The organism is Flagellimonas sp. CMM7 (assembly GCF_021390195.1).
Lineage (GTDB): Bacteria > Bacteroidota > Bacteroidia > Flavobacteriales > Flavobacteriaceae > Flagellimonas.
In genome coordinates this window covers 1,977,058-1,996,842 of the sequence record NZ_CP090003.1, presented here as the reverse complement: position 1 = coordinate 1,996,842, position 19,785 = coordinate 1,977,058, and the positions used below count along the sequence as shown (strand labels likewise).

Sequence of the window (19,785 nt, the reverse complement as noted above, 5' to 3'; positions counted from 1 at the left end):
CTAATCGTATTACAATTTAAAAACTTCTTCTATTAAACCAAACAACCTTTGCCATGCCTTATCCACTTCAATACTTGGGTGTTCAGCATTGTGCAGCTGTTTGCAAAAATCTTCATGTTCCCCTTTATAGGTTTTAAATAATTTTTGATTGTATCTTTTGGATTGTTCCATGTTGGCAATACGGTCGCATATTTTTACTACGGTGGCCTTCCAGTTTGCTTTTATCTTAGGATAGGTTTTAGTTTTACGCTCCTTTCTATTTCTTCCCAATTCATCAGTTACGGCATAAACGATCTCTGCCACTTCTTCACCAAATGCCTTGTTTAAATCATTGTATGAAAGATCTGTGTCCTCTAAAGTATCGTGCAACACAGCTGCTACCACAACAGTTTCATCATACCCTAAATCTTCAATTATTTTTACCACTTGTTTTATATGGTATATGTATGGGTATATATCATATTGTTGATTTGCATGGGCTTTTTCGGCTACAAGAAGGGCTCTTTCTTTGTTGGTCATTGTTGTTTTATTCTATATAACTAGAAAAGTGAAATGTCATCTTTCAATTTATAAATTCACCTAAAATTATTTCATTCTTTGCGTAAACCTAAATTGCTTTTTAAAAAACACTTCTATTTTACTTCTCCTTATACACTGTTGTTTCAAAAGAAGCCTTCTCCATAAAAAGACGCGCCATTTTGTTTTTAGTAATTTCTACTTGCTTTAATGGTTTGGCTTCTTTAGCATGGACATCCAACTCGTATATCATTGTGTCTTCCACTAAAAAGTAGCGCCGTCTAGTCTTTTCCTTGACTTCATAGACTTTGGCTGTTTCGGGATTCAAATTTGAGTTTATAATAAGTTCAAGGGTATTGTCTGTTTCATCAAAAAAATAAGCGTCCGAAGAACTTTCTGAATCATAACTTACCTTTAGGTTTTTGGACTTCTCTGAAAACCTAGTGATGTCTTCCAGCACGATGTTCAATCTCTCTTCGGATGGATTTAACTTTGGTTTTAGCTTCAATAATGAATTACCAAAAGAACTATCAGTTCGCAACTCTTCCAAACGTTTTATGCCAGCTGTTTTATCAATTGAAAAGTACTTGCTTTTATAAAACAAAACGTATTCTTTTTCTTTGTTCTTTATAAGTTCCAGTTGTAATTTAGATAGCAAAGGATCTCCAAAAAGGGTTAGTTTATCGCCATCAAAAGTATACCGTAGGGGAAGTGGGTATTCGATTGTTCTGACCGACTCCGGAGGAAGAGGTATAAAACCCCCAAAAGCTAATTGAGTATCGTTATTTACATTGTCCGGTAGAACGGTGTCCTTAGGCTTGTCTTTTGGCACCTCTTGATTGACCAATTCTTCGTCAACCTGGTTCTCTTTATTTATTTGTTCTGGTTTTTCTTCCTGAACCAAACGATCTTCATTAATGAGGCTTTCTATGGTATCCTTACTATTGGGCTGCACTGTATCAATGTCAACTATAGTTGGGTTAATATCTTTAAAATTAGGGTTCTGTCCATCGTTCCGATAATAAAAAAACAATAGTAACCCTATAAGAACGCAAGCCGCTATTCCGCTGCCAAATACAACTAGTTTGTGGTAGCGCCCTTTGTTGGTCTTACTTTCATTTTCCTCCTTGTAACTATTGTAATATGATGCAAGTCTTTCTTTTAAGGCAGTATCCCCCTGTTGCTCTATTCCCTTATAAATTTGTTTGTAGATTTCTAGCTCTTTGGCGAAACTTGCGTCTTCGGCAATACGTTTTTCAACCATTTCCACTTCAGAGCTGGTTAAGCTATTGCTCAAATATTTATCTATTAAATCTATATGTCTTAAATCTTCTTCCATGTTATTTAAGGCCTATAATGACTTCATAAGATATGCCGCTTCTTAGTTTTTTCAGACATCTCAATTTTTGTTGGCTTGCTGAACGTGGTCCGGAGTAATCAAATTTTTCCGCTATGTCTTCCATTCGCATACCTAAAAAAATGGTTGTCTCTAATAAGGATTTACAAGGCTCTCCAAGCTTTTCCAACGCTTCCATTAAATATTTTTTGAGGGACGGCCCTTTATAGGTGAATTCAATTTCATCATCCTCATGCCCCCAATCCACGGTCACAACCCCATCGCTTTGCTTTTCATATTTTTTCCTTCGATTTAGCTGGTTGAGCCATTGCCGTTTGGAAACTTCAAAAAGATAGGTGCTTATCTTGCTCCTAAGTTCATATTTGCCCGACATTACATTTTTGTAGAAAACAATGATAGCCTCTTGGAAAACATCAAGGGCATCGTCATCATTCCCACTATTTTGAGAAATCCATCCTTTTACCTTCCCCAAATGTTGGTAAAGATGCTTTAAGCACCCCTCATTGCCATTTTTAAGTTGGTCTATCAGTTCTTGGTCGGTCATTCAAGAGCTTTTTCTGTGTTGTTTGCTATAAAGCAAGATTTAAGTTGTCTTCTATTGGCACTATAAATTCATATCCTTCTATTTGCACCTGTATCTCTCCCAAAATACTAAAATTAACCTCGGTTTTTGTAAGCCAAGACAATTTCGCTTGTTTTAAAATGTCAATATTGTTTAAGGTAACATCTACAGGTATCAAGGCTTTTTCCAGACTCTTTTGTCTTAAGGGTTCAGAAAGCTGCCAATTGGCAACTTTGGCGCGTCTTTTATCCAGATAAAAATCAAGTTGCAACTCATTTATAACATAGTCTAATGGAAGGTTGTTTTTGGTTTCTATCTGAAGCTGTAGTTTGGTTGTGTTAAATGATGGTAGTCTATTCGAAGATATTGATCGAACTTTAAAATTATCAGCCGTGCTTAAATTTTTTTGTATTTGCTCATGGATAATGCCCTTCGTATTTAAATGGATTTCATCATCCATATCAATTGTAAAAGAATTCAAGAGAAAGCTTACCCGGCTATTTCCTTTTATGGAAAAAACGGTTGAATCAGAACTGATAAGTTCCGGGTAGTATTTGTGTAATTTCTCTACCGCTATCTCAAAACGTACCGGTACACTTAGGGTATCATTGGCCACTAAATTTATCTGTTTGTCCAAATATCCATTTCCCACTAGGGAATCTTTATAGAATATCTCCATGCCCGATTGCCTCAACTTCGTTTTTACATCGTTGGGATTGTATACCACATAATCCATGGTAACCAGTAGGATACTGTCTTTTAATCCAAGTATAGAAACATTGTCCACCTGAACAAATTTTGGTTTTTTACTACAAGAAGTACAGATAACCAATCCCAGTAAGAGTATACATATGTTTCTCATTTGAATCATTTAAATACTGTCTTTTTTCTTTAAGGCTGAATAAATCAGGATGTAAAAAAGGACATTCAACAGCGCTATGACAAGTATGTTTTTATCAAAACTGTTGAGCGCTCCTCCTATCAAACTCCCCTCATCTATTAATTTTTGATTGTATAGATCCAAAATATCCATTGCAGAAGCAGAATCTTCCACAACACCTGATGCTTCTTTTATGCTGGGGTCAAGATTACTTGGTGAAGGGTAAGAAGTTAAAACACTCTCTTTGGATCCCAAATTTCTTGGGTGGGAAGGCGAAGCTTCATCCTGTAATCTGGCAAAACCTTCCGTGCCCCATCTGCCAAGGGTAAAAAAACTTAGAATCTCTACAAGAACGTTATTGATTTTTGTCATTACCCCGGCCAGCATAATCTGTGGCATTAAAGCGATGGGAACCACGGTCATTACTTTTTCCGTGGAGTTTAATGACGATGAAAGCCATAACCCAATAAGAGATGCGGAAAAGGAAATATAGAACATGAACAGAATTCCTTGTCCATACGGTCTAAGGTAAACCTCATCAAAATTGCCATACGTATTGAATTTGAAATTGAGGTATATGACACTGACAAAAACTATGGTTTGCACTAGGGCAATAAGGGCGAGCACCATCCATTTAGAAAGTATGTAGGTGTGTATGTTAAGGTTGTACATACGTTCCCTTTTATATACGGAAAGCTCCCCAACAACTTCTTTTGCTGCATTGCTTACACCAAACCATATAGCAGATATCGCCATTAAAAATAGCACTCCTATTTGAAGTCGGTCAAACACCAAACATACCAAACCAGCAATGATAACAGGTTGCGCCAATAATAACAATAGATTCTCCTTGTCGTTTATTTTGATGTTAAAATATCTAGATACCAGCCAGTAAAGTTGCAACCATAGCGAATCCGGTTTGTCTCGTTTAAAATCTGTTGCGTTAGAATTTTTATAGGGTATTGCATTGGGCTTTTGGTAATAGGTGGATTTTACCATATTTGAATCGCTCATTTTACTATACACCTGTATAATATTTTCAGCACCAAAATGGCTGGTCAACAACTGCGCGGGTCCTTTGTAAACAAGGTGTCCTTGTACTCCCAAGAAAATAACCTGATCCACATAATTTAAGTCTTCCGGCTTATGGGTAACCATAACAATTGTAGTTCCCGAGTGTGCCAGTGTTTGCAAACTCATTAAAAAACTCTCTATGGTCTCTGGATCAAGTGGAGATGTAGGTTCATCTAAAAACAAAATGGTAGGTTCTGTCAATAATTCTACAGCAATGGAAATTCTTTTGCGTTGACCCCCAGAGAGACTTCCCACCTTAACATCCTTAATGTCTTTTTCCTTGTCTTGATTTAGATTGAGGTCCGTTATTACCTTGTTTATCCTTTTGTTTATTTCTTCATTCGTGGTGTCATCTGGCAGACGCAATTTTGCTGCATAAAACAATGTTCTATAAACGGTCAGTTCTTTATGGATAATATCATCCTGAGGAACATACCCAATCTTCTTCTTGATTAAGTTGAAGTTTTTTCTCAGTGATAAGCCATGGATAAAAACCTCACCCGAAGTTGCCGGATTATCTCCGTTTAAGCATTTGAGCAATGTAGATTTTCCGCAACCTGAAGGTCCCATAAGGGCGACAAAACTAGAATTGGGAATATCCATGGAAAGGTTCTGAAGTCCAATTTTATTGTTTGGGTATTTCTTTTGGATAGAAACAGCCTTTATAGCGTATTTTTCCTTTCTTAAATCTTTGTACCCCTCAATAAGGTTGATCATATATGAGGATATGGTGACAACATCACTATCCTTTAAAACCACCTTGCCCGTAACTTCCCTTCCGTTTATATAGGTCTTGTTTTTGGAGCCGAGATCTTCTACATAATACTTTTTATCCTCAACACTTATTCTTGCATGAACGCGCGTTACCGTAGGGTCATCAAAAACGATATCGTTAGATGACAACCTGCCCACATTCAGAAAGCCTTTTTTATCAATTTGCGACTTAAAGTCTGAGATGCCCTTAACCTGCGGCTTTTCTACATCCTCGTGTGGTGAAGAAGTTTCTTCCACTACGGGCACAACTTCATCAACCAACTTAAACGTTTGGGAAGCAATTGTAACCTTATCTTCAGGTGAGATTTCTACCCAATTTTTGGATACCATTCTTTTTGCATTTAATAAAATGCCATTGGCACTTTCTAAATCCTTGATAAATACTTTAGTATTTACTTTTTTCACCAATGCATGCTTTCGCGATGCTGTTCGGGCGTCAATTTCAACATCTGCTCCATGACCCTTTCGTCCAATTGAGATGGGAGTTTCTGACAATTCCAGTCTGGTGCCATTGAATTCTAAATGCATCTTAATCCCTGTTATTGATGGTTAACAATATATTGTTCGATGCATTTTTTTCTGTGTTCTGCAAATGGATGGGTAGAAGTAAGTTTCTTGATTAAATCTTGTTCCTGATATTTTTCAAGCTTTTTGAAGAAATCAGCAAACCTGTTCACATCATACCCTGCTTTGTACGCCAGCTCAAAACCGTGCTTGTCAGATTCATACTCATCTATTTGATCAAAAGGTGGGGAGAAAGTGCTGTTCAAGCCTTTGGCAATGTCATTAAAGATTTGCAATCGTGTTCTATTAGACAAGTCTGCGGACAGTGTTAGCTTGGTTACTTTTCTTTGGGTATGTAGTTTATCTTCATGAGCCACTTCATGACCTATTATAAATGCCAGTTCATCATAGGAATCCACAAAGTCTATTAAACCCGTTGTAATGTAGAGGTATCCTCCTAGGGTAGCAAATGCATTTATTTCATCAGATTTTAAAATACTTAAATGGTATGTAACGCCTTTCCGGTTAACATGTTTGGTAAGATTCTTTAGGATCTCTTCTGCTTTGGAGTAAATATTATGTCCATTATCTATTTTGCCCAACGCTTTATATTGATTATAGATATCTCTGCCAATGGTGCTCTTAGAATCACTTGTAACCAAAAGCATCGCATCCAACCAATTATTTTCAAATTGTTTAATGATAAAGGCTGGCCCATCAAATGCATGGCCACAATCTTTTAGCACAGTAGCATGTTCCATTTTAGCTTGGTAATCACTCACTATTTCATCAATTGTGGATTGTGGTAATTCTTGAGAAATTGCCATCTGTGCCCCCAAGAAAATCAATAGTATTAGTTTGGTTTGGCTCATTTTGTTTTATCGTATATAACCAAAAATAGAAAATGTCATCTTTCAAATACGTTTTTTAGAAATAAATGAGGTGTTTTCTTCCTTTCAAGATGCAAAATGGTTATCACTTTCAGTTTGTGCAGACAGGTTTGGAATGTGAGATGTAGCAGTTTCTGCTTGGGACAACTGGGACAGTTTTGTTGAGTATACACAACTCTTAAACCCAAGGATTCCCGGTCAGATGATTTCTTTTGTTGCTATCACTGCAACATTTTTAGAAATCCTCTTTGGACTTTGTCTATTGCTGGGTTTTAAAACTGAGTTCTTTGCTAAGCTAAGTGGCATTCTATTGCTACTCTTCGGTTTGTCCATGATTTTTTCAACAGGAATAAAAGGTCCCCTGGATTATTCTGTATTTACGGCATCTGCAGCAGCGTTTACTCTAAGTACCATGGGTTCTAAATACCTGGAATTGGATGAAGTTTTAGGAATTCCGTAGTAATCTTGAGCAGGGCCTCGGGCTTATCCATATGAACAAAATGTCCTGAGTCCTCTACAATCTCAAAGTGTGCATTAGGCAATCTTTCTGTCAAAAGTGATCCTAGTTTAACATTGATAAAACGGTCATGGCTTCCCCAGACGACCAACACGGGTTGTTGAATTTCCTGAATCCTGCTTTCCAAATAGGCCTGCCCTGGCGCATTGTTTTGGAAATAGGATAAAAATGCATTCTGGGTAGTTTTCTTATAGCCATCTGCCAAGAATTCCTCCTGAATTTCTTTGGGTATATTGTTCCCCTTATAAAACCCCTTGTAATAGGCAATCTTGGCAGAAATTTTTGGGAACCATTTGATCAATGCTTTTGCCGTAATGGAGTTCTTTCGTCCAAAACTTCTCAACTCCCATGAAGAGTAAGCCGTTGTAGGGAATGGAATTCCGTCCATCACCACCATCTGGCCAATCTGTTCGGGATTTTCTACCCCCATGATCAAAGCCGGCGTAAACCCAATGTCCGTAGCCATAATATGTGCAAACTCAATTTGAAGTGTCTCCAGAAAATCCATGCCTATGGCAGCAAAAGTGCGCGGATTGTGATCTTGTAAATCAGTAAAGGCATCACTGCCCCCAAAACCGGGCCAGTCAATAGCTAAAACATGGTAATTCTTGGATAATGCCGGTGCAATATCATACCATGCATGGAGGTTTTCAGGAACCCCATGTAACAGCAATATGGTTGGTTTATTGCTATTACCAAGTTCTGCATACCGGATATTCAGACCAAATTTCTGAACACGTACCATTTTGGTATTCAATAATTTCGAATTCTCTTGATTTGTTTTCATGTTATTCATTTAAAAGTTAAATTTATGTTGTATATACAACTTTATGTTCAAATTTTTTAATGCATTCTGTTTTCTAGCATTTTAAGGCTTTTCATTCCGTCTCCTTGTATTTGTTCTACGAGTACATCCATGGCCTTTTCCCATTGAGGGATAAGTATGTTAACCAAATCCAGGCCTTCTTCGGTCAGTTCAACCTCTGGTCTATATTCTGAGGTGCGCAGTATTAGGTTTTGCTTTTCCAAAAGTTTGATGTTTCTACTAACCGTAGATCGTTCAAGACAAAGTACTTCTCCTACTTTACCCTGCTCCACCTTCCCCAGTTCATGTAATGTGAAGAGGATGGTCATTTGGTTCTCGGTTATTTTATGGTCTCCTAAAAAACTTCTGATATGTCTGTCAGCTATTCGGGATAAACGCCTTATCCTAGACCCTATACATTGTTCTAGTTGATACTTCATGCAACAAAGGTACACATATAAGTTGTATATGCAACATATTTAATTATTTATCCGCACTGTTTTTTGTTTGAAAACATTTAATTCCTTGTATACCATTTAATTGCAAAAGGAACCAAATTATGTCCTATAATTTCACCCGTTACCACATTTCTCATCATGGTATCAGATTTTCCATTGCTTGCTGCGAGTAATGACCACTGAAGGTTTTCTTTAAACTTTATGGTTTGCGAATCAAAATCCGGTGTTTGGCCTATAATTGGATCAATCTGTGCAAATACAATGGAATCGCTTAAAACAGTAAGGAATTTTGCATCGGCAAAGTGTTCAACTTTTTTGGTTTTATCATTTGGACTTTGAGCCGACCAATAAATCCTTACTTCATCTCCTCTTCTTACTGCTTCAATTAGGGCCTCAATATTTCCTTCAATAGTATTTCCTTCCACATCATTATGATAAACCAATTCCCAATTGTCTTTATCCTGAGCAAAACCACTCAATGACAGGGTCAACAATGATGCTAATAATAAGAATTTATTCATTTTGTCACTTTATAATTATTGCCTTTATCCAAACTATGTCCCCTGTTTTTGAAACTTACTTTTGAACGGTCATGCTTCTGGTCACGCCCGAATTCCACAATACGATTTTAAGTACGTGTAAAATAACCATATTTTAGTAAGTTATCATTACCTTTTTGCTTGAGTACTATATTCATACGTTTCGGATTTCCTAAATAAGCTAATTGCAGAATGGGTTAAAGCAACGAAGAGGGTCAGTCCAAAAATGTTGATGAACATATTAAAAATGAGTAATACGTAACTAAACACCAATGAATAAAATTATAGTTCTAGCATTGTTATTGACAATTGGATTTACATCCTGTAAAAATTCTAAAAACGAAATTGACAAACTTGAAATTGCAAAACAATACTACAAGGTTCTTGACAACTCTGATGATTCCAGAATAGCAGTTTTGTTGACAGATAGTCTTGTCACCAAAGAAAGTGACTATGAGCAGACATTTTCTCTAGCAGAATATATTGAATGGTTGAAATGGGATTCCGTATTTGACCCCACGTACGAAACTCTTCAAATTGAGCATGAAAACGGGGTTGTAAAAGCAAGGGTTTCAAAAATAGATAAAAGAATCTTTTTTCTTCATGAAGGACCAATTGTCACCAATCAAACTATCCGATTTGATGATGATAAAATAATCAGCATTGAAACAACTGACTACGTAGATTTTAAGGATGATGTATTTGTTAAAAATAGAAGTAATCTTTTGAGTTGGATTGATGAACATCATCCTGAATTGAAAGGGTTCATACACGACCAAACCAAAAAAGGAGGCCTAAAATATTTAAAAGCAATTGAGTTGTATGAAAAAGAAAATTAGAGAAAATACCAACAATTTTAATCAACTAAAACAAGATGAACTTAGAATCTGAACGATTAAAACTACAAGAGGTCAATTGGGATGATTTATCAGATATTCATAGGCTTCATTCTTATTCTGAAGTTGATGAATATAATACGCTTGGTATTCCAAAAGATATTGAAGAAACGAAAGAATCTATTCGCCCAATGATTGATGACCAAAAATCAGAAAAAAGAAAATTATATTTTTGGAAAATTACCGTTAAATCCACTGATGAATTTATTGGTATTGCAGGAATGACCTTATCTTTAAACAAGTTTAAGCTTGGTGAAATCTATTACAAAATAGCACCTTCTTATTGGGGAAATGGATATGCTACTGAAGTGTCAAAAACTTTAATAAAGGCCGGATTTAATGATTTTAAGCTACATAAAATAGAGGCTGGTGTTTCAACTGAGAACATGGCTTCAATAAGGGTTCTTGAAAAATCGGGAATGACAAGGGAAGGTTTAAGAAGAAAAATACTTCCTATTCGGGGGGAATGGAAAGATAATTACCATTACGCAATTGTTGAAGATGATCCAATGGATTTTTAGAAAATAAACATGCAACCCGCCAATAATAATTAATGAGGGCTTAGTACTTAACCAAAAATTATGAAAGCGGCAGTCTATAATGAATATGGTCCCCCAACCGTCCTTGAGTTAACGGAATTGGAAAAACCACAGCCAAACGACGATGAAATTCTTATCAAAATTTATGCGGCTACCGTTACTTCTGGAGATGTAAGGCTACGCGGGTCGGATTTTCCTCCGCTGTTCTGGCTTCCTGCTAGACTTATATTTGGACTCTTTAAACCAAAAAAGAAAATTTTGGGACATGAGCTGGCCGGAGTCATTGAAGGAAAAGGAAAAAACATCACAAAATTTAATATTGGCGATAGTGTATTTGGCACTACTACAATGCTAAACACTGGTTCATATGCGGAATACATTTGTGTGCCTCAAGAGTGGAAACACGGGGTTATTAGTTTAAAGCCTGTAAACCTTAATTTTAAAGAAGCGGCTGCTTTGCCCATAGGGGGAATGACCGCCATGTATCTATTGGAAAAAGCAAATATTAAGGCAGGACAAAAAATATTGGTTTATGGCGCTTCTGGCAGTGTAGGCAGTTATGCTGTTCAGTTGGCAAAACAGCAAGGAACATTTGTTATGGCAATATGCAGCAGTTCAAATTTTGACATGGTTAAATCTTTAGGGGCAGATAGTTCTATTGACTATAAAAAAGAAGATTATTCATTACTCGAAGATAAATTCGATATTGTTTTTGATGCTGTTGGTAAAACAACTAAGGCAAGAGCAAAAAAAGTTTTGAATAATGAGGGTGTTTTTGTTTCGGTTAAGATGCTTACAACAGAAAAAAGCGAACATCTTAAAAGAATAAAAGAACTGGCAGAAAAAGAAAAATTAATCCCTTTTATTGATAGGTGTTTTCCATTGAACGAAATCGTAAGCGCACATGAATATGTGGACAAAGGGCATAAAAAAGGAAATGTCGTCATTGAGATAAAAAAATAATGTACACTGTGGGCTTCAAACCAAAATGACAAACAAATGAATCAAAACCAGTTCATCCCTTTCATTCTTTTAGTGATTCTGTTTGGATGCAAAAAGTCAACATCAACCCAATCAGAAAAAGCCATAAATACCAACACAAAAAACAAACCGGTAGTCAGTTTAACCTTCGATGACGGCATAACCAGCGATATAGTTGATTATAAATTTGAGGAATGGAACGAAATGATATTGACCCATCTTGAAAATGAAAACCTAAAAGCGATTTTTTTTGTTACAGGCAGGAATAAAACAGATGAAAAAGGTCAATTCTTACTGAATAGTTGGAACAATAGAGGGCATAAAATAGCGAATCATACATATACACATCCCTTTTTCAATTCCGAAAAAAACACAGCACTCCTCTTTGAAAACGAATTGAAAAGAACGGACTCAATCATTTCAAAATTTGACAATAGCATTAAACTATTTCGATTCCCTTATTTAAAAGAAGGAGAAAATAAGTTAAAAGTGGATAGTATTAGAACCATTCTTGCTGAAAACAATTACTCAAACGGCTATGTTACCATTGATGCATCCGATTGGTATGTAAATCAACGTCTAATTGCCAGAATTAGAGATGTAGGTGTTGAAAAAGCAGAAGTTGAAAAGTATAAAGACTTTTATTTACGACACATCATGGAAAGGGCCAACTACTATGAGAAACTTTCTTACCAGATGAACGAAAGACACATTAACCACACCCTTTTGCTACATCATAACCTAACATCCGCGTTATTTTTAGGTGACCTCATTGAAAAGTTCAAAAAAGAAGGATGGGAAGTGATAAATGCGGATACAGCTTATAAAGACAATATATTTAAAAACATACCCGACCCTGATTTTGCTGGAGAAAGCTTAATTTATTCTATGGCCAATCAGTCTAGGAAATATGAAAAATCATTAAGATATCCCGCAGAAGACAGCCAATATGAAAAGGACAAAATGAATAAACTTGGCCTTTAATCAAGATGAGAAAAGCATATGCAAGGCGCTGCGCGTTATTTGGAAAAAATAAAAATGGACATGCAATCCGAGACAAAGCGAGAGTATATCAAACAGATAAACTACATCAAAGACCTACGGAGTCATTTTAGAAAGGAATATGCTTCTGATTTTATATTTGGAAGTCTGTATCAGGGTACTATGGACTGCTCCTACTTTTCTTTAACTACTCAAGAATTAAAAAAATTGAAATTGAAATTTGTTATCATATTCAATCATGAGTTGATGCGATTTGAAATCTGCTTATCTGGCCAAAATAAAAATATTAGGAAGAACTATTGGGCGCTATTTAAAGATAGCAATTGGAGTAAATACCCATTGGCAAAATCGATTGACAATAGTCTTTCAATTATTGACCATACACTGGCAGAACAGCTTGATTTTGATAATGAGGAGAAGCTTACGGAGCAAATCGAAGTGGAATCCTTGAAATTCATAAATGAAATTAGAGGTGTTCTTGAGCACTAAAAACGGATGTACAAGAAGAATAAAAATTGTTGTCGACAGCGGCCATAAAAAACATTACCTTTTAACAACGTATTAAATCTAAACAAAATGAAAACCAAAATCCTCCTCTTAATCCTGGCTGCCACTGCGCTATTTTTAAGTTGCCAACGGAGTACCGCAATTGATGCCTCCAAAAGTAAAAAGGGTATGGTCAAAGTGACCATATTATATCCGAATGGTGAAGGAAAAACATTTGACATGGATTACTATTCCAATAAACACATGCCAATGGTGGCAAATTTATTGGGTGATTCATTAAAGCTTTCAAAAATTGATAAAGGAATAGCGGGGAGGACTCCAGATGAAGCAATTCCATATTTGGCTATTGGATATTTATACTTTGACAAGCTCTCGGCCTATCAAAATTCTTTCGGACCAAATGCGGAAAAAATTGTGGGTGACATCCCAAATTACACCAATATTCAACCTGTTGTTCAAATTAGTGAGATATTCCAATAAACACACTAAGAGTAGTCCTTTTTAATCCCCTACCAAGCATAGTCGAGATATTGTAACAAAGCTTTTTTTGTATTGTAGAAATCAGCTTTAAAACATAAAAACCCTTGCGAATGCAAGGGTTTTAAAAAGAAGTGGTCCCACCTGGGACTGAACTATTTTTGTATTAGCTTTATTTTCAGGTGTTTATAAATCAATAAATCTGATTACTCACCGAAAAACTCACCAAAACCATGTCGGATTATAAATGAACGTGTTTAACATCAAATATATTAAAATAAGAGAAATATTCTTCTTTCCTATGTCTCAACCAACAAGTAAAGTAAAAAAGCCCACGGCTAACCACGGGCTCTGATAAACTAACTCAAACTAATTATAAAACAACCTACTTAGGCTTTAAATATTTTTCTCTATTTCAATTCGTTTTAAAGGATGAGGTTTGCGACCAATCGCTCCAGTTCAAATTTTGATCTCGGTAGCGTACCCTCCAGTAATAGGTGGTATTGGGATTTAAGCGTTCGTTTTTTTCGTCGGTCAGGTCGTCATTTTCCTGTCTATTGACCTTGTAATACCAGTTCTCATTTTGCTTCCAACGTTCAAAGATCAATTTTTCAAAATCCGGTTTTTCTGAAACCTGCCAGTGGCTTGCCGCATGAAAAGCTCGGTTAAAAGAACTCTCAAAAGCATTGGCCTTTAAAGGCACTCCTTTAAAATCGACTGTTTTATTATTTGCAGGACTAATAGGTTTTGGGGTATTCGGCTTTCTTGTTTTTCTAAAGATGGTAATGCTATCACGACGTTCATTGTTCCTAAAATGTTCTTGGTTGCCACGACTTATTCTTTTTACTTTGAATTTTGGATCTGCTGGATTTCCATCCACCTCGACCATTACAAATCCGTATTCGTCTTGGGTCACACTGAATTCGTCATAATCACGCCCCTCAAATTCACCCCAATTGTCAATGGCGCCTCCTGCAGAGGCCACATTGATCCATAGGTGTTTATGGTCTTTTGATTGCCCGCGTGAGTAGCCATGGGTATGGCCAAAGAAATGAATGCTGGGCTTACCGGTTTTGGTGGAAAATTGCTCTAGCATGTTGACCATTTTCCCAGAGGATTTCACTTCCCCAGGAATCCATAATTCCGATTTATGGGGGTGGTGCAACTGGGCAAAAACAAAGTCAATGTCGTCATTTTTAGCTGTATCGTCCAGCACTTTTTGAAGCCATTCGTATTGATAGCTTACGTCACGGTAACCGTCGTTTGAGTTCAGGCCAATAACCCTAACATTGCCATAATCTTTATACCACCAATGCTCGGCATAAGCCGGAGTGCCATTTTCTGGAAGGGTGAAATACTTAAAGTAAAAAACAGAATTTCTTTCGTGGTTGCCCAAAACGGGATACACGGGAACCTCAGCAAACAGTTTTTCGGCAGGATTAAAAAAATGGTCTTTCCATTGATGGTATTTGGCCCCATTTTCGACTAGATCACCTGGAATCAAAACCATAGCCAAATTACTGGGGAGTCCACCTCCGTGTTCTTTTTTTAGGTAGGAAATCAAGCCATCGTTAATGACCTCACGAAATTTATCGGGTTCGTTGTGGTCGAATTGCATATCACTCATGGCCACCATGTTGAAGGATTCATGATCGCTGGCAAAAGGAGGGGTTTTAAACTGGAAAATATCAGAATGGACTTTGTTACCGGTCCTAACTCGATAATAATATTCGGTAAACCTTTTAAGGTCGGTCAATTTCACTTCATGTATTCTTGCATCCGAAAAATTGATATCGTAAGCAAAGCCCTTACTTTTTTTACCCAATTTTGGAGTTGTTCCCCATTCCACAACACTTTCTTCGCCAGAACTGGTCTCCCATTTTATAGTGATGGAATTGGGTTCAGCATCCTGTAAATAGGGTTGAACCAAAATTTTGGGTTGTTCTTGGGCCAAAACGACTCCAATACCCATTAAAAAACAACTAAGAATAAGGGTTATTTTTCTCATTATGCGATGGTGTTTATTTTTAGAAATGCTTCATTTAATATTTTAAGCGCATCTTGAAGTTCTTCTTCAGAGATGGTCAGGGCAGGGGACAATTGGATAACATTGCCCTTAGAAACCTTAAAGTTAAGTCCATTCCGGAGGCATCCGTACATAATTTCTTCCGCTTCAACTATGGCGGGCTCCTTGCTTGTTCGGTTGGTGACAAGTTCTATTCCCCATAAAAGGCCGATTCCTCGTACATCACCGATTAATGAATATTTCCGCTGCATTTTAAATAGGGCGGATTTCATATATTTTTCAAAATGGAGGGTTTTCTCCAACAGATTTTCATCTTGTATGATTTGTAGAACGGTCAATCCGGCCATGGCACCCATCGGACTTTTTTCGTGTGTATAATAATGTCCCAAGGAAATATGTTGAAAGGCGTTGTATTCCTCCCGAGTGACAATAGCGGCTTGGGGAACTATACCTCCACCCAGACCTTTGCCCAAACACAGAATATCAGGTTCAATACCAAAATGCTCAAAAGCAAATAGTTTTCCAGTTCTTCCCAAGGCGATCGGAATCTCATCCAGAATAAGCAACACATTGTATTTGTCACAAAGTTTTCGTGCTTCCTGCCAAAACTGTTGAGATGGAATTTGGACATCCGTGTTTCGTATCGTTTCCGCTAAAAAAGCACCAATTTGATTGTCTTTGGAAAGAACATACTCCAAATATTCCAAGGCCTTTTCTTCTCGACCTTCATAAATACCCCGATAGGTTATGGGAGGCGGAATTCTTACGACACCCAGGATCAAAGGCCCCATATGCTCCCTAAAAACAGATTCTCCACTTACGCCGACGACATTCAAAGAAGCCCCATGAAATGAGTCCCAAAAAGAAACCACCTTGTACTTTCCGGTTACAGCCCTTGCCAATTTGAGTGCAATGCCAACAGCGGAACTTCCATTGGGAGTAAGCAATACCTTGTTAAGCCCGTTTGGGGTTACAGAAACCAGTTTTTCGGCAAAAGCGACGGCCACTTCGTTGGTGTATCTTCTTGTGGAAAAGGTAAGATCTTGTAATTGTTCTTTAAGCCTACTGATGAGTTTTGGGTGGGAAAATCCTATTTGGTGCACATTGTTTCCATGAAAATCCAAATACTTCTTGCCAGAAACACTTTCAATATAAGGGCCTTCGCAGCGTTTTAATGCATCCAAACAGGGTGTGGACATGGATTGATGCAGAAAGTATTTGGCATCCTTGTCCAGCAGTTCTTTTACCTCTTGGTTGTCCACAAAACTGTTCCATTGGCCTCTTGCGGGGGTCACATTGACATCGCCCTCAATCAAATGTTCTATGTTGGTTCCTGAAGTATGCTGTTGCATGAAGCGTGTTATTTTGTTGGGTACAGATTGATGGAAGGGATGATTTGTTTGACCATGTTGGGTCCTTGGTACTTAACGTCCAAATGGTAACCTCCACCGCCATTGTAATATTCTACACGCACCAAGTGCCTTCCTTCTTTCAAGTTTATAGTGCCACTTCGTTCCCGAACCCCATGGTTTCCGTCGTTGTCAACCAAAAGTTCCCCATTTAAGTAGAGCTTGCTGCCATCGTCGCTGTTTGTGAAAAAAGTGTACTTGCCTTCCTCGTCAATGACTATATAGCTTTCTAGGACCAGGGAGGTTTGATCTTCCTTGGTGGAATCATTGATCAGTTGTTTATGGGAGAATTCGGTTACAAAGCCTTCTTGAACTGGGTTTAAGGCGGAAAAATCAGGGAGCTTTTCCAGTTTTTCACCATGAAATACTTGATACCTAACCGGGTCTTCCTTGGTTTTTGGAACAATTCTAAAACTTCCTTCTGTAACCGTGCTTTTAATAGCACCATCTTGAAAAATCCCCGCTTTTAGCACCGTCGTTTTATTCAAATAAAAGGTGTCGGTATATTGTGCGCTGTTTTCCAGTGTGGGCAAACTGCCATCCAAAGTGAAACGTATTACCCCTTTATTATTTGGATTTTGAATGACCACAGGAACCGAATCTGCTTTAAAGATGCCCCCTGCGGGTTCAAAGTAACCTGCATCCGGAAGAATCTTTGGAGGAGTTATCAGTTCGAGTCTTTTATAGGCCAGTTTAGGTTTTTCGTTTCCAATAAAAGCGCCTTTAACCGCTCTTCCAATCCATGCCTGGGGAATTTCCAATCCCATGGCATAGGCAACCGTGGGAGCATTGTCTATTTGATAGAAGGTTTCTTCAATTTGATATCCTTCTTTGATACCTGCTCCAAAGAGAATAAACGGAATTTTCATTTCAGCAAGACTTTCCCCTCCATGACCAAAACCAAGTCCCCCATGATCAGAGGCAATAATAAAAAGTGTTTTGTTGCACATGCCGGCTTCCTTGGTGGAAGCGACAATTTCTGCAATCAGGGAATCAGCCTTATGAACAGATTCATAGTATTCTTGACTTCCGTGCCCCATGCTGTGCCCTGCATAATCTACATGGTCTAGATGTATGAAGGTAAAATCGGGGGTATTTCTTTTAATATAAGCTATGGCATCTTTTGTTGTGCCACCTTCATGGTCTCCGTCGATGTCGAAATCGACGTCACTCTTTTCAAATAATCTTCCAAAACCATCCCAATCGTAAATAGCGCCAATATGAGCTTCTGGTTTTTGGTCCTTGAATAGGGTAAAAATTGAAGGGAAGGTGCCATTTGTAGTGGCTACGGCCGGAGGAAGTTGGTGGTCGAACTTTTCCCAACCGTTTGAGGTAATTCCATGCTGTTCTGTATCGGCGCCCATGATCATACTTGCCCAGTTGGGACTTGAACTGGAGGGAAGGACAGCCCTTCCATGCATGGTGGATGCTCCCTTTTGCATCATACTGTCCAACATAGGGGTGTGGGCATTTTTAATCCCATCAGGACTCATCCCATCCACACCGATAACTACAACATATGCAATGTCGAAATTGTCAGTTTTTTTTAAAGAGCATGACCATAGGAATAAGAACATTCCCATGGCCAAGCTATATATTAAGGTCTTTTTCATTAAATTATTAGTTTTCCCACCAGCCTTTGGTGTTGATGTCATCGCCACCAATCCTGGATACGGCAGCGTCGTAATTATCCTCATTCAAGGTTTGTTCTGAATCAGGATACAAGAAACGTACAGGAACCCTGTCATCATTTACATTATCGGGCCCAGGAACAATTACAGAAGGGAATCCGGTTCTTCTGAAATCGTACCATCCTTCAAGGCCCACCAAGAAGGAAGCCAGCCATTTTTGAGTGATGATGGTTTCCAATTCGCCATCATAGGCTACCCCAGCTTGCGCCAAGTAGGTAGGAATATCTTGATTTACGTTCCAATACTCGAAAGATAAGTGAACTCCTTCATTATAGAAAGTTTCGGCATCTCCGGTAATCAACCCTCGTTGGGCTGCTTCAGCAAAAATGAAATGTACTTCGGCCGTTTGGATGATAGTCGCTTTTACGGAATTGGAAGAATCATAAAAGAAAGCTTGATTAACTCTGGATACATTACTTGCTCCTCCATTGAATGTGGATGCATTGTCCTCACTTAAACCATTGGTCAAACCAACAAATAAGGTCGGGTCGTCATCTGGATTGTCGGTGGGCTGAAACCAAGCATTTAAGCGCTCATCATTGTATCGTTTCAGGATAGCTTCGCTGGTTTCGCTCATGCGATGCTCATCAAAACTTCCAATACGACTTGTACTGATGGGCCATGAATCAATTTGAGTGGATGCAGGGTAATTCATCGCGGCATTATCTTCATTGGTTGCAATGAAAATTCCGGAATCAAGAATGGACTGCATCTCAGCTGATACGTTGGTCTTACCAGAAATTCTCATCAAGTATCGCAATCGTAATGAGTTGGCGAACCTTCTCCATTTTACCAAATCCCCATTGTACAGAATATCTCCACCAAGTATGGGCTGACCAGCGGCCAATTGGGTCTCGGCCGTTCTCAAGTCGGCAAGAATACCGGTATAGATGGTTTCCTGCGTATCATAGGTCGGGGTGAAATTACCTTCATTACCAGCGATGGCCTCGGAGTAAGGAACATCTCCCCAGTTATCGGTCAAATTTGCAAAAACATAGGCGCGCAATACCAGGACAATAGCTTCGTAGCTTGTGTTTCGGCTTTCTTCCATCATGGCATTTTCAAGAATGATATTGATTTCTGGAAGAATGCCGTAATAAGTGTTCCAAAGACCAGACTCTGACCCCCAGTTGTAACGGTCAAAACCTGTAAAGTTGATTTTTGCTGTCAATTGGGCCACAATGTTTCCTTTGTCCCACCCACCATCGTCAGCGGCACTATTGGCCAATGTTGAAATGACAGTGGACAATAACAAATCTGAACTTACCTGCTCGGGTTGGTTTGGATTTGTGTTGATCTCTTCAAAATCGTTTGTACAACTTGCAATACCTAAAAAAGCAATCGTACATATAGTGATGAATTTTTTCATTATTCCTTTGGT

General features: G+C 38.0%; 19 protein-coding genes. 6 read left to right on the top strand and 13 right to left on the bottom strand.

Annotated elements, in window-relative coordinates:
* Nucleotides 1-9: 9 nt before the first annotated feature.
* The 9 genes from LV704_RS09115 to LV704_RS09075 all read right to left on the bottom strand — a co-directional run bounded on the left by LV704_RS09115 (nucleotide 10) and on the right by LV704_RS09075 (nucleotide 8,858).
* Nucleotides 10-519, bottom strand: a complete 510-nt coding sequence (locus tag LV704_RS09115; protein ID WP_163420683.1) for an HD domain-containing protein — start codon at nucleotides 517-519, stop codon at nucleotides 10-12.
* A gap of 118 nt (nucleotides 520-637) precedes the next feature.
* Complete coding sequence (locus LV704_RS09110; protein WP_163420684.1) at nucleotides 638-1,855, bottom strand: hypothetical protein; 1,218 nt, start codon at nucleotides 1,853-1,855, stop codon at nucleotides 638-640.
* Between the two features lies 1 nt (nucleotide 1,856).
* Entirely contained in the window at nucleotides 1,857-2,417 is a 561-nt protein-coding gene (locus LV704_RS09105) for an RNA polymerase sigma factor (protein ID WP_163420685.1), read from the bottom strand.
* Between the two features lie 25 nt (nucleotides 2,418-2,442).
* The gene (locus LV704_RS09100) at nucleotides 2,443-3,297 is read right to left on the bottom strand and encodes an LEA type 2 family protein (RefSeq protein ID WP_163420686.1); all 855 of its coding nucleotides are present in this window, start codon (nucleotides 3,295-3,297) and stop codon (nucleotides 2,443-2,445) included.
* A gap of 9 nt (nucleotides 3,298-3,306) precedes the next feature.
* The gene (locus LV704_RS09095; protein ID WP_163420687.1) at nucleotides 3,307-5,691 is read right to left on the bottom strand and encodes an ATP-binding cassette domain-containing protein; all 2,385 of its coding nucleotides are present in this window, start codon (nucleotides 5,689-5,691) and stop codon (nucleotides 3,307-3,309) included.
* Nucleotides 5,692-5,702: 11 nt separating this feature from the next.
* Nucleotides 5,703-6,539 carry a M48 family metallopeptidase gene (locus LV704_RS09090; RefSeq protein WP_163420688.1) on the bottom strand — a complete coding sequence of 279 codons (837 nt, stop codon included), beginning with the start codon at nucleotides 6,537-6,539 and terminating at the stop codon, nucleotides 5,703-5,705.
* Between the two features lie 437 nt (nucleotides 6,540-6,976).
* A complete protein-coding gene (locus LV704_RS09085) occupies nucleotides 6,977-7,861 on the bottom strand; it encodes an alpha/beta fold hydrolase (RefSeq protein ID WP_163420689.1) in 885 nt (294 codons plus the stop codon).
* Between the two features lie 56 nt (nucleotides 7,862-7,917).
* Nucleotides 7,918-8,319, bottom strand: coding sequence for a MarR family winged helix-turn-helix transcriptional regulator (locus LV704_RS09080; protein ID WP_163420690.1), 402 nt, complete (start codon nucleotides 8,317-8,319; stop codon nucleotides 7,918-7,920).
* Between the two features lie 77 nt (nucleotides 8,320-8,396).
* Complete coding sequence (locus tag LV704_RS09075; RefSeq protein WP_163420691.1) at nucleotides 8,397-8,858, bottom strand: hypothetical protein; 462 nt, start codon at nucleotides 8,856-8,858, stop codon at nucleotides 8,397-8,399.
* Nucleotides 8,859-9,148: 290 nt separating this feature from the next.
* Between LV704_RS09075 and LV704_RS09070 the strand changes: the two genes are divergently transcribed.
* From LV704_RS09070 to LV704_RS09045, 6 genes are all read left to right on the top strand, one after another.
* Nucleotides 9,149-9,715, top strand: a complete 567-nt coding sequence (locus LV704_RS09070; RefSeq protein ID WP_163420692.1) for a hypothetical protein — start codon at nucleotides 9,149-9,151, stop codon at nucleotides 9,713-9,715.
* A gap of 35 nt (nucleotides 9,716-9,750) precedes the next feature.
* The gene (locus LV704_RS09065) at nucleotides 9,751-10,293 is read left to right on the top strand and encodes a GNAT family N-acetyltransferase (RefSeq protein ID WP_163420693.1); all 543 of its coding nucleotides are present in this window, start codon (nucleotides 9,751-9,753) and stop codon (nucleotides 10,291-10,293) included.
* Between the two features lie 60 nt (nucleotides 10,294-10,353).
* The gene (locus tag LV704_RS09060) at nucleotides 10,354-11,274 is read left to right on the top strand and encodes an NAD(P)-dependent alcohol dehydrogenase (RefSeq protein ID WP_163420694.1); all 921 of its coding nucleotides are present in this window, start codon (nucleotides 10,354-10,356) and stop codon (nucleotides 11,272-11,274) included.
* Nucleotides 11,275-11,310: 36 nt separating this feature from the next.
* On the top strand, nucleotides 11,311-12,276 hold the full coding sequence (locus LV704_RS09055; RefSeq protein ID WP_163420695.1) for a polysaccharide deacetylase family protein: 966 nt from the start codon (nucleotides 11,311-11,313) through the stop codon (nucleotides 12,274-12,276).
* Between the two features lie 60 nt (nucleotides 12,277-12,336).
* The gene (locus LV704_RS09050) at nucleotides 12,337-12,783 is read left to right on the top strand and encodes a hypothetical protein (RefSeq protein WP_163420696.1); all 447 of its coding nucleotides are present in this window, start codon (nucleotides 12,337-12,339) and stop codon (nucleotides 12,781-12,783) included.
* Between the two features lie 87 nt (nucleotides 12,784-12,870).
* Entirely contained in the window at nucleotides 12,871-13,281 is a 411-nt protein-coding gene (locus tag LV704_RS09045) for an EthD family reductase (protein WP_233782185.1), read from the top strand.
* Between the two features lie 412 nt (nucleotides 13,282-13,693).
* Here LV704_RS09045 and LV704_RS09040 read toward each other — a convergent pair whose 3' ends face one another.
* The 4 genes from LV704_RS09040 to LV704_RS09025 are packed head-to-tail and all read right to left on the bottom strand — an operon-like array spanning nucleotide 13,694 to nucleotide 19,773.
* Nucleotides 13,694-15,286 carry a fibronectin type III domain-containing protein gene (locus LV704_RS09040; protein WP_163420697.1) on the bottom strand — a complete coding sequence of 531 codons (1,593 nt, stop codon included), beginning with the start codon at nucleotides 15,284-15,286 and terminating at the stop codon, nucleotides 13,694-13,696.
* Nucleotides 15,286-16,656: an aspartate aminotransferase family protein gene (locus LV704_RS09035; RefSeq protein ID WP_163420698.1), complete on the bottom strand. Its 1,371-nt coding sequence runs from the start codon at nucleotides 16,654-16,656 to the stop codon at nucleotides 15,286-15,288. Before LV704_RS09035 ends, LV704_RS09040 begins: the two co-directional genes overlap by 1 nt.
* 8 nt (nucleotides 16,657-16,664) lie before the next feature.
* Entirely contained in the window at nucleotides 16,665-18,410 is a 1,746-nt protein-coding gene (locus LV704_RS09030) for an alkaline phosphatase family protein (protein WP_233782184.1), read from the bottom strand.
* Nucleotides 18,334-19,773: a SusD/RagB family nutrient-binding outer membrane lipoprotein gene (locus LV704_RS09025; RefSeq protein ID WP_163420699.1), complete on the bottom strand. Its 1,440-nt coding sequence runs from the start codon at nucleotides 19,771-19,773 to the stop codon at nucleotides 18,334-18,336. Before LV704_RS09025 ends, LV704_RS09030 begins: the two co-directional genes overlap by 77 nt.
* Nucleotides 19,774-19,785 lie beyond the last annotated feature (12 nt).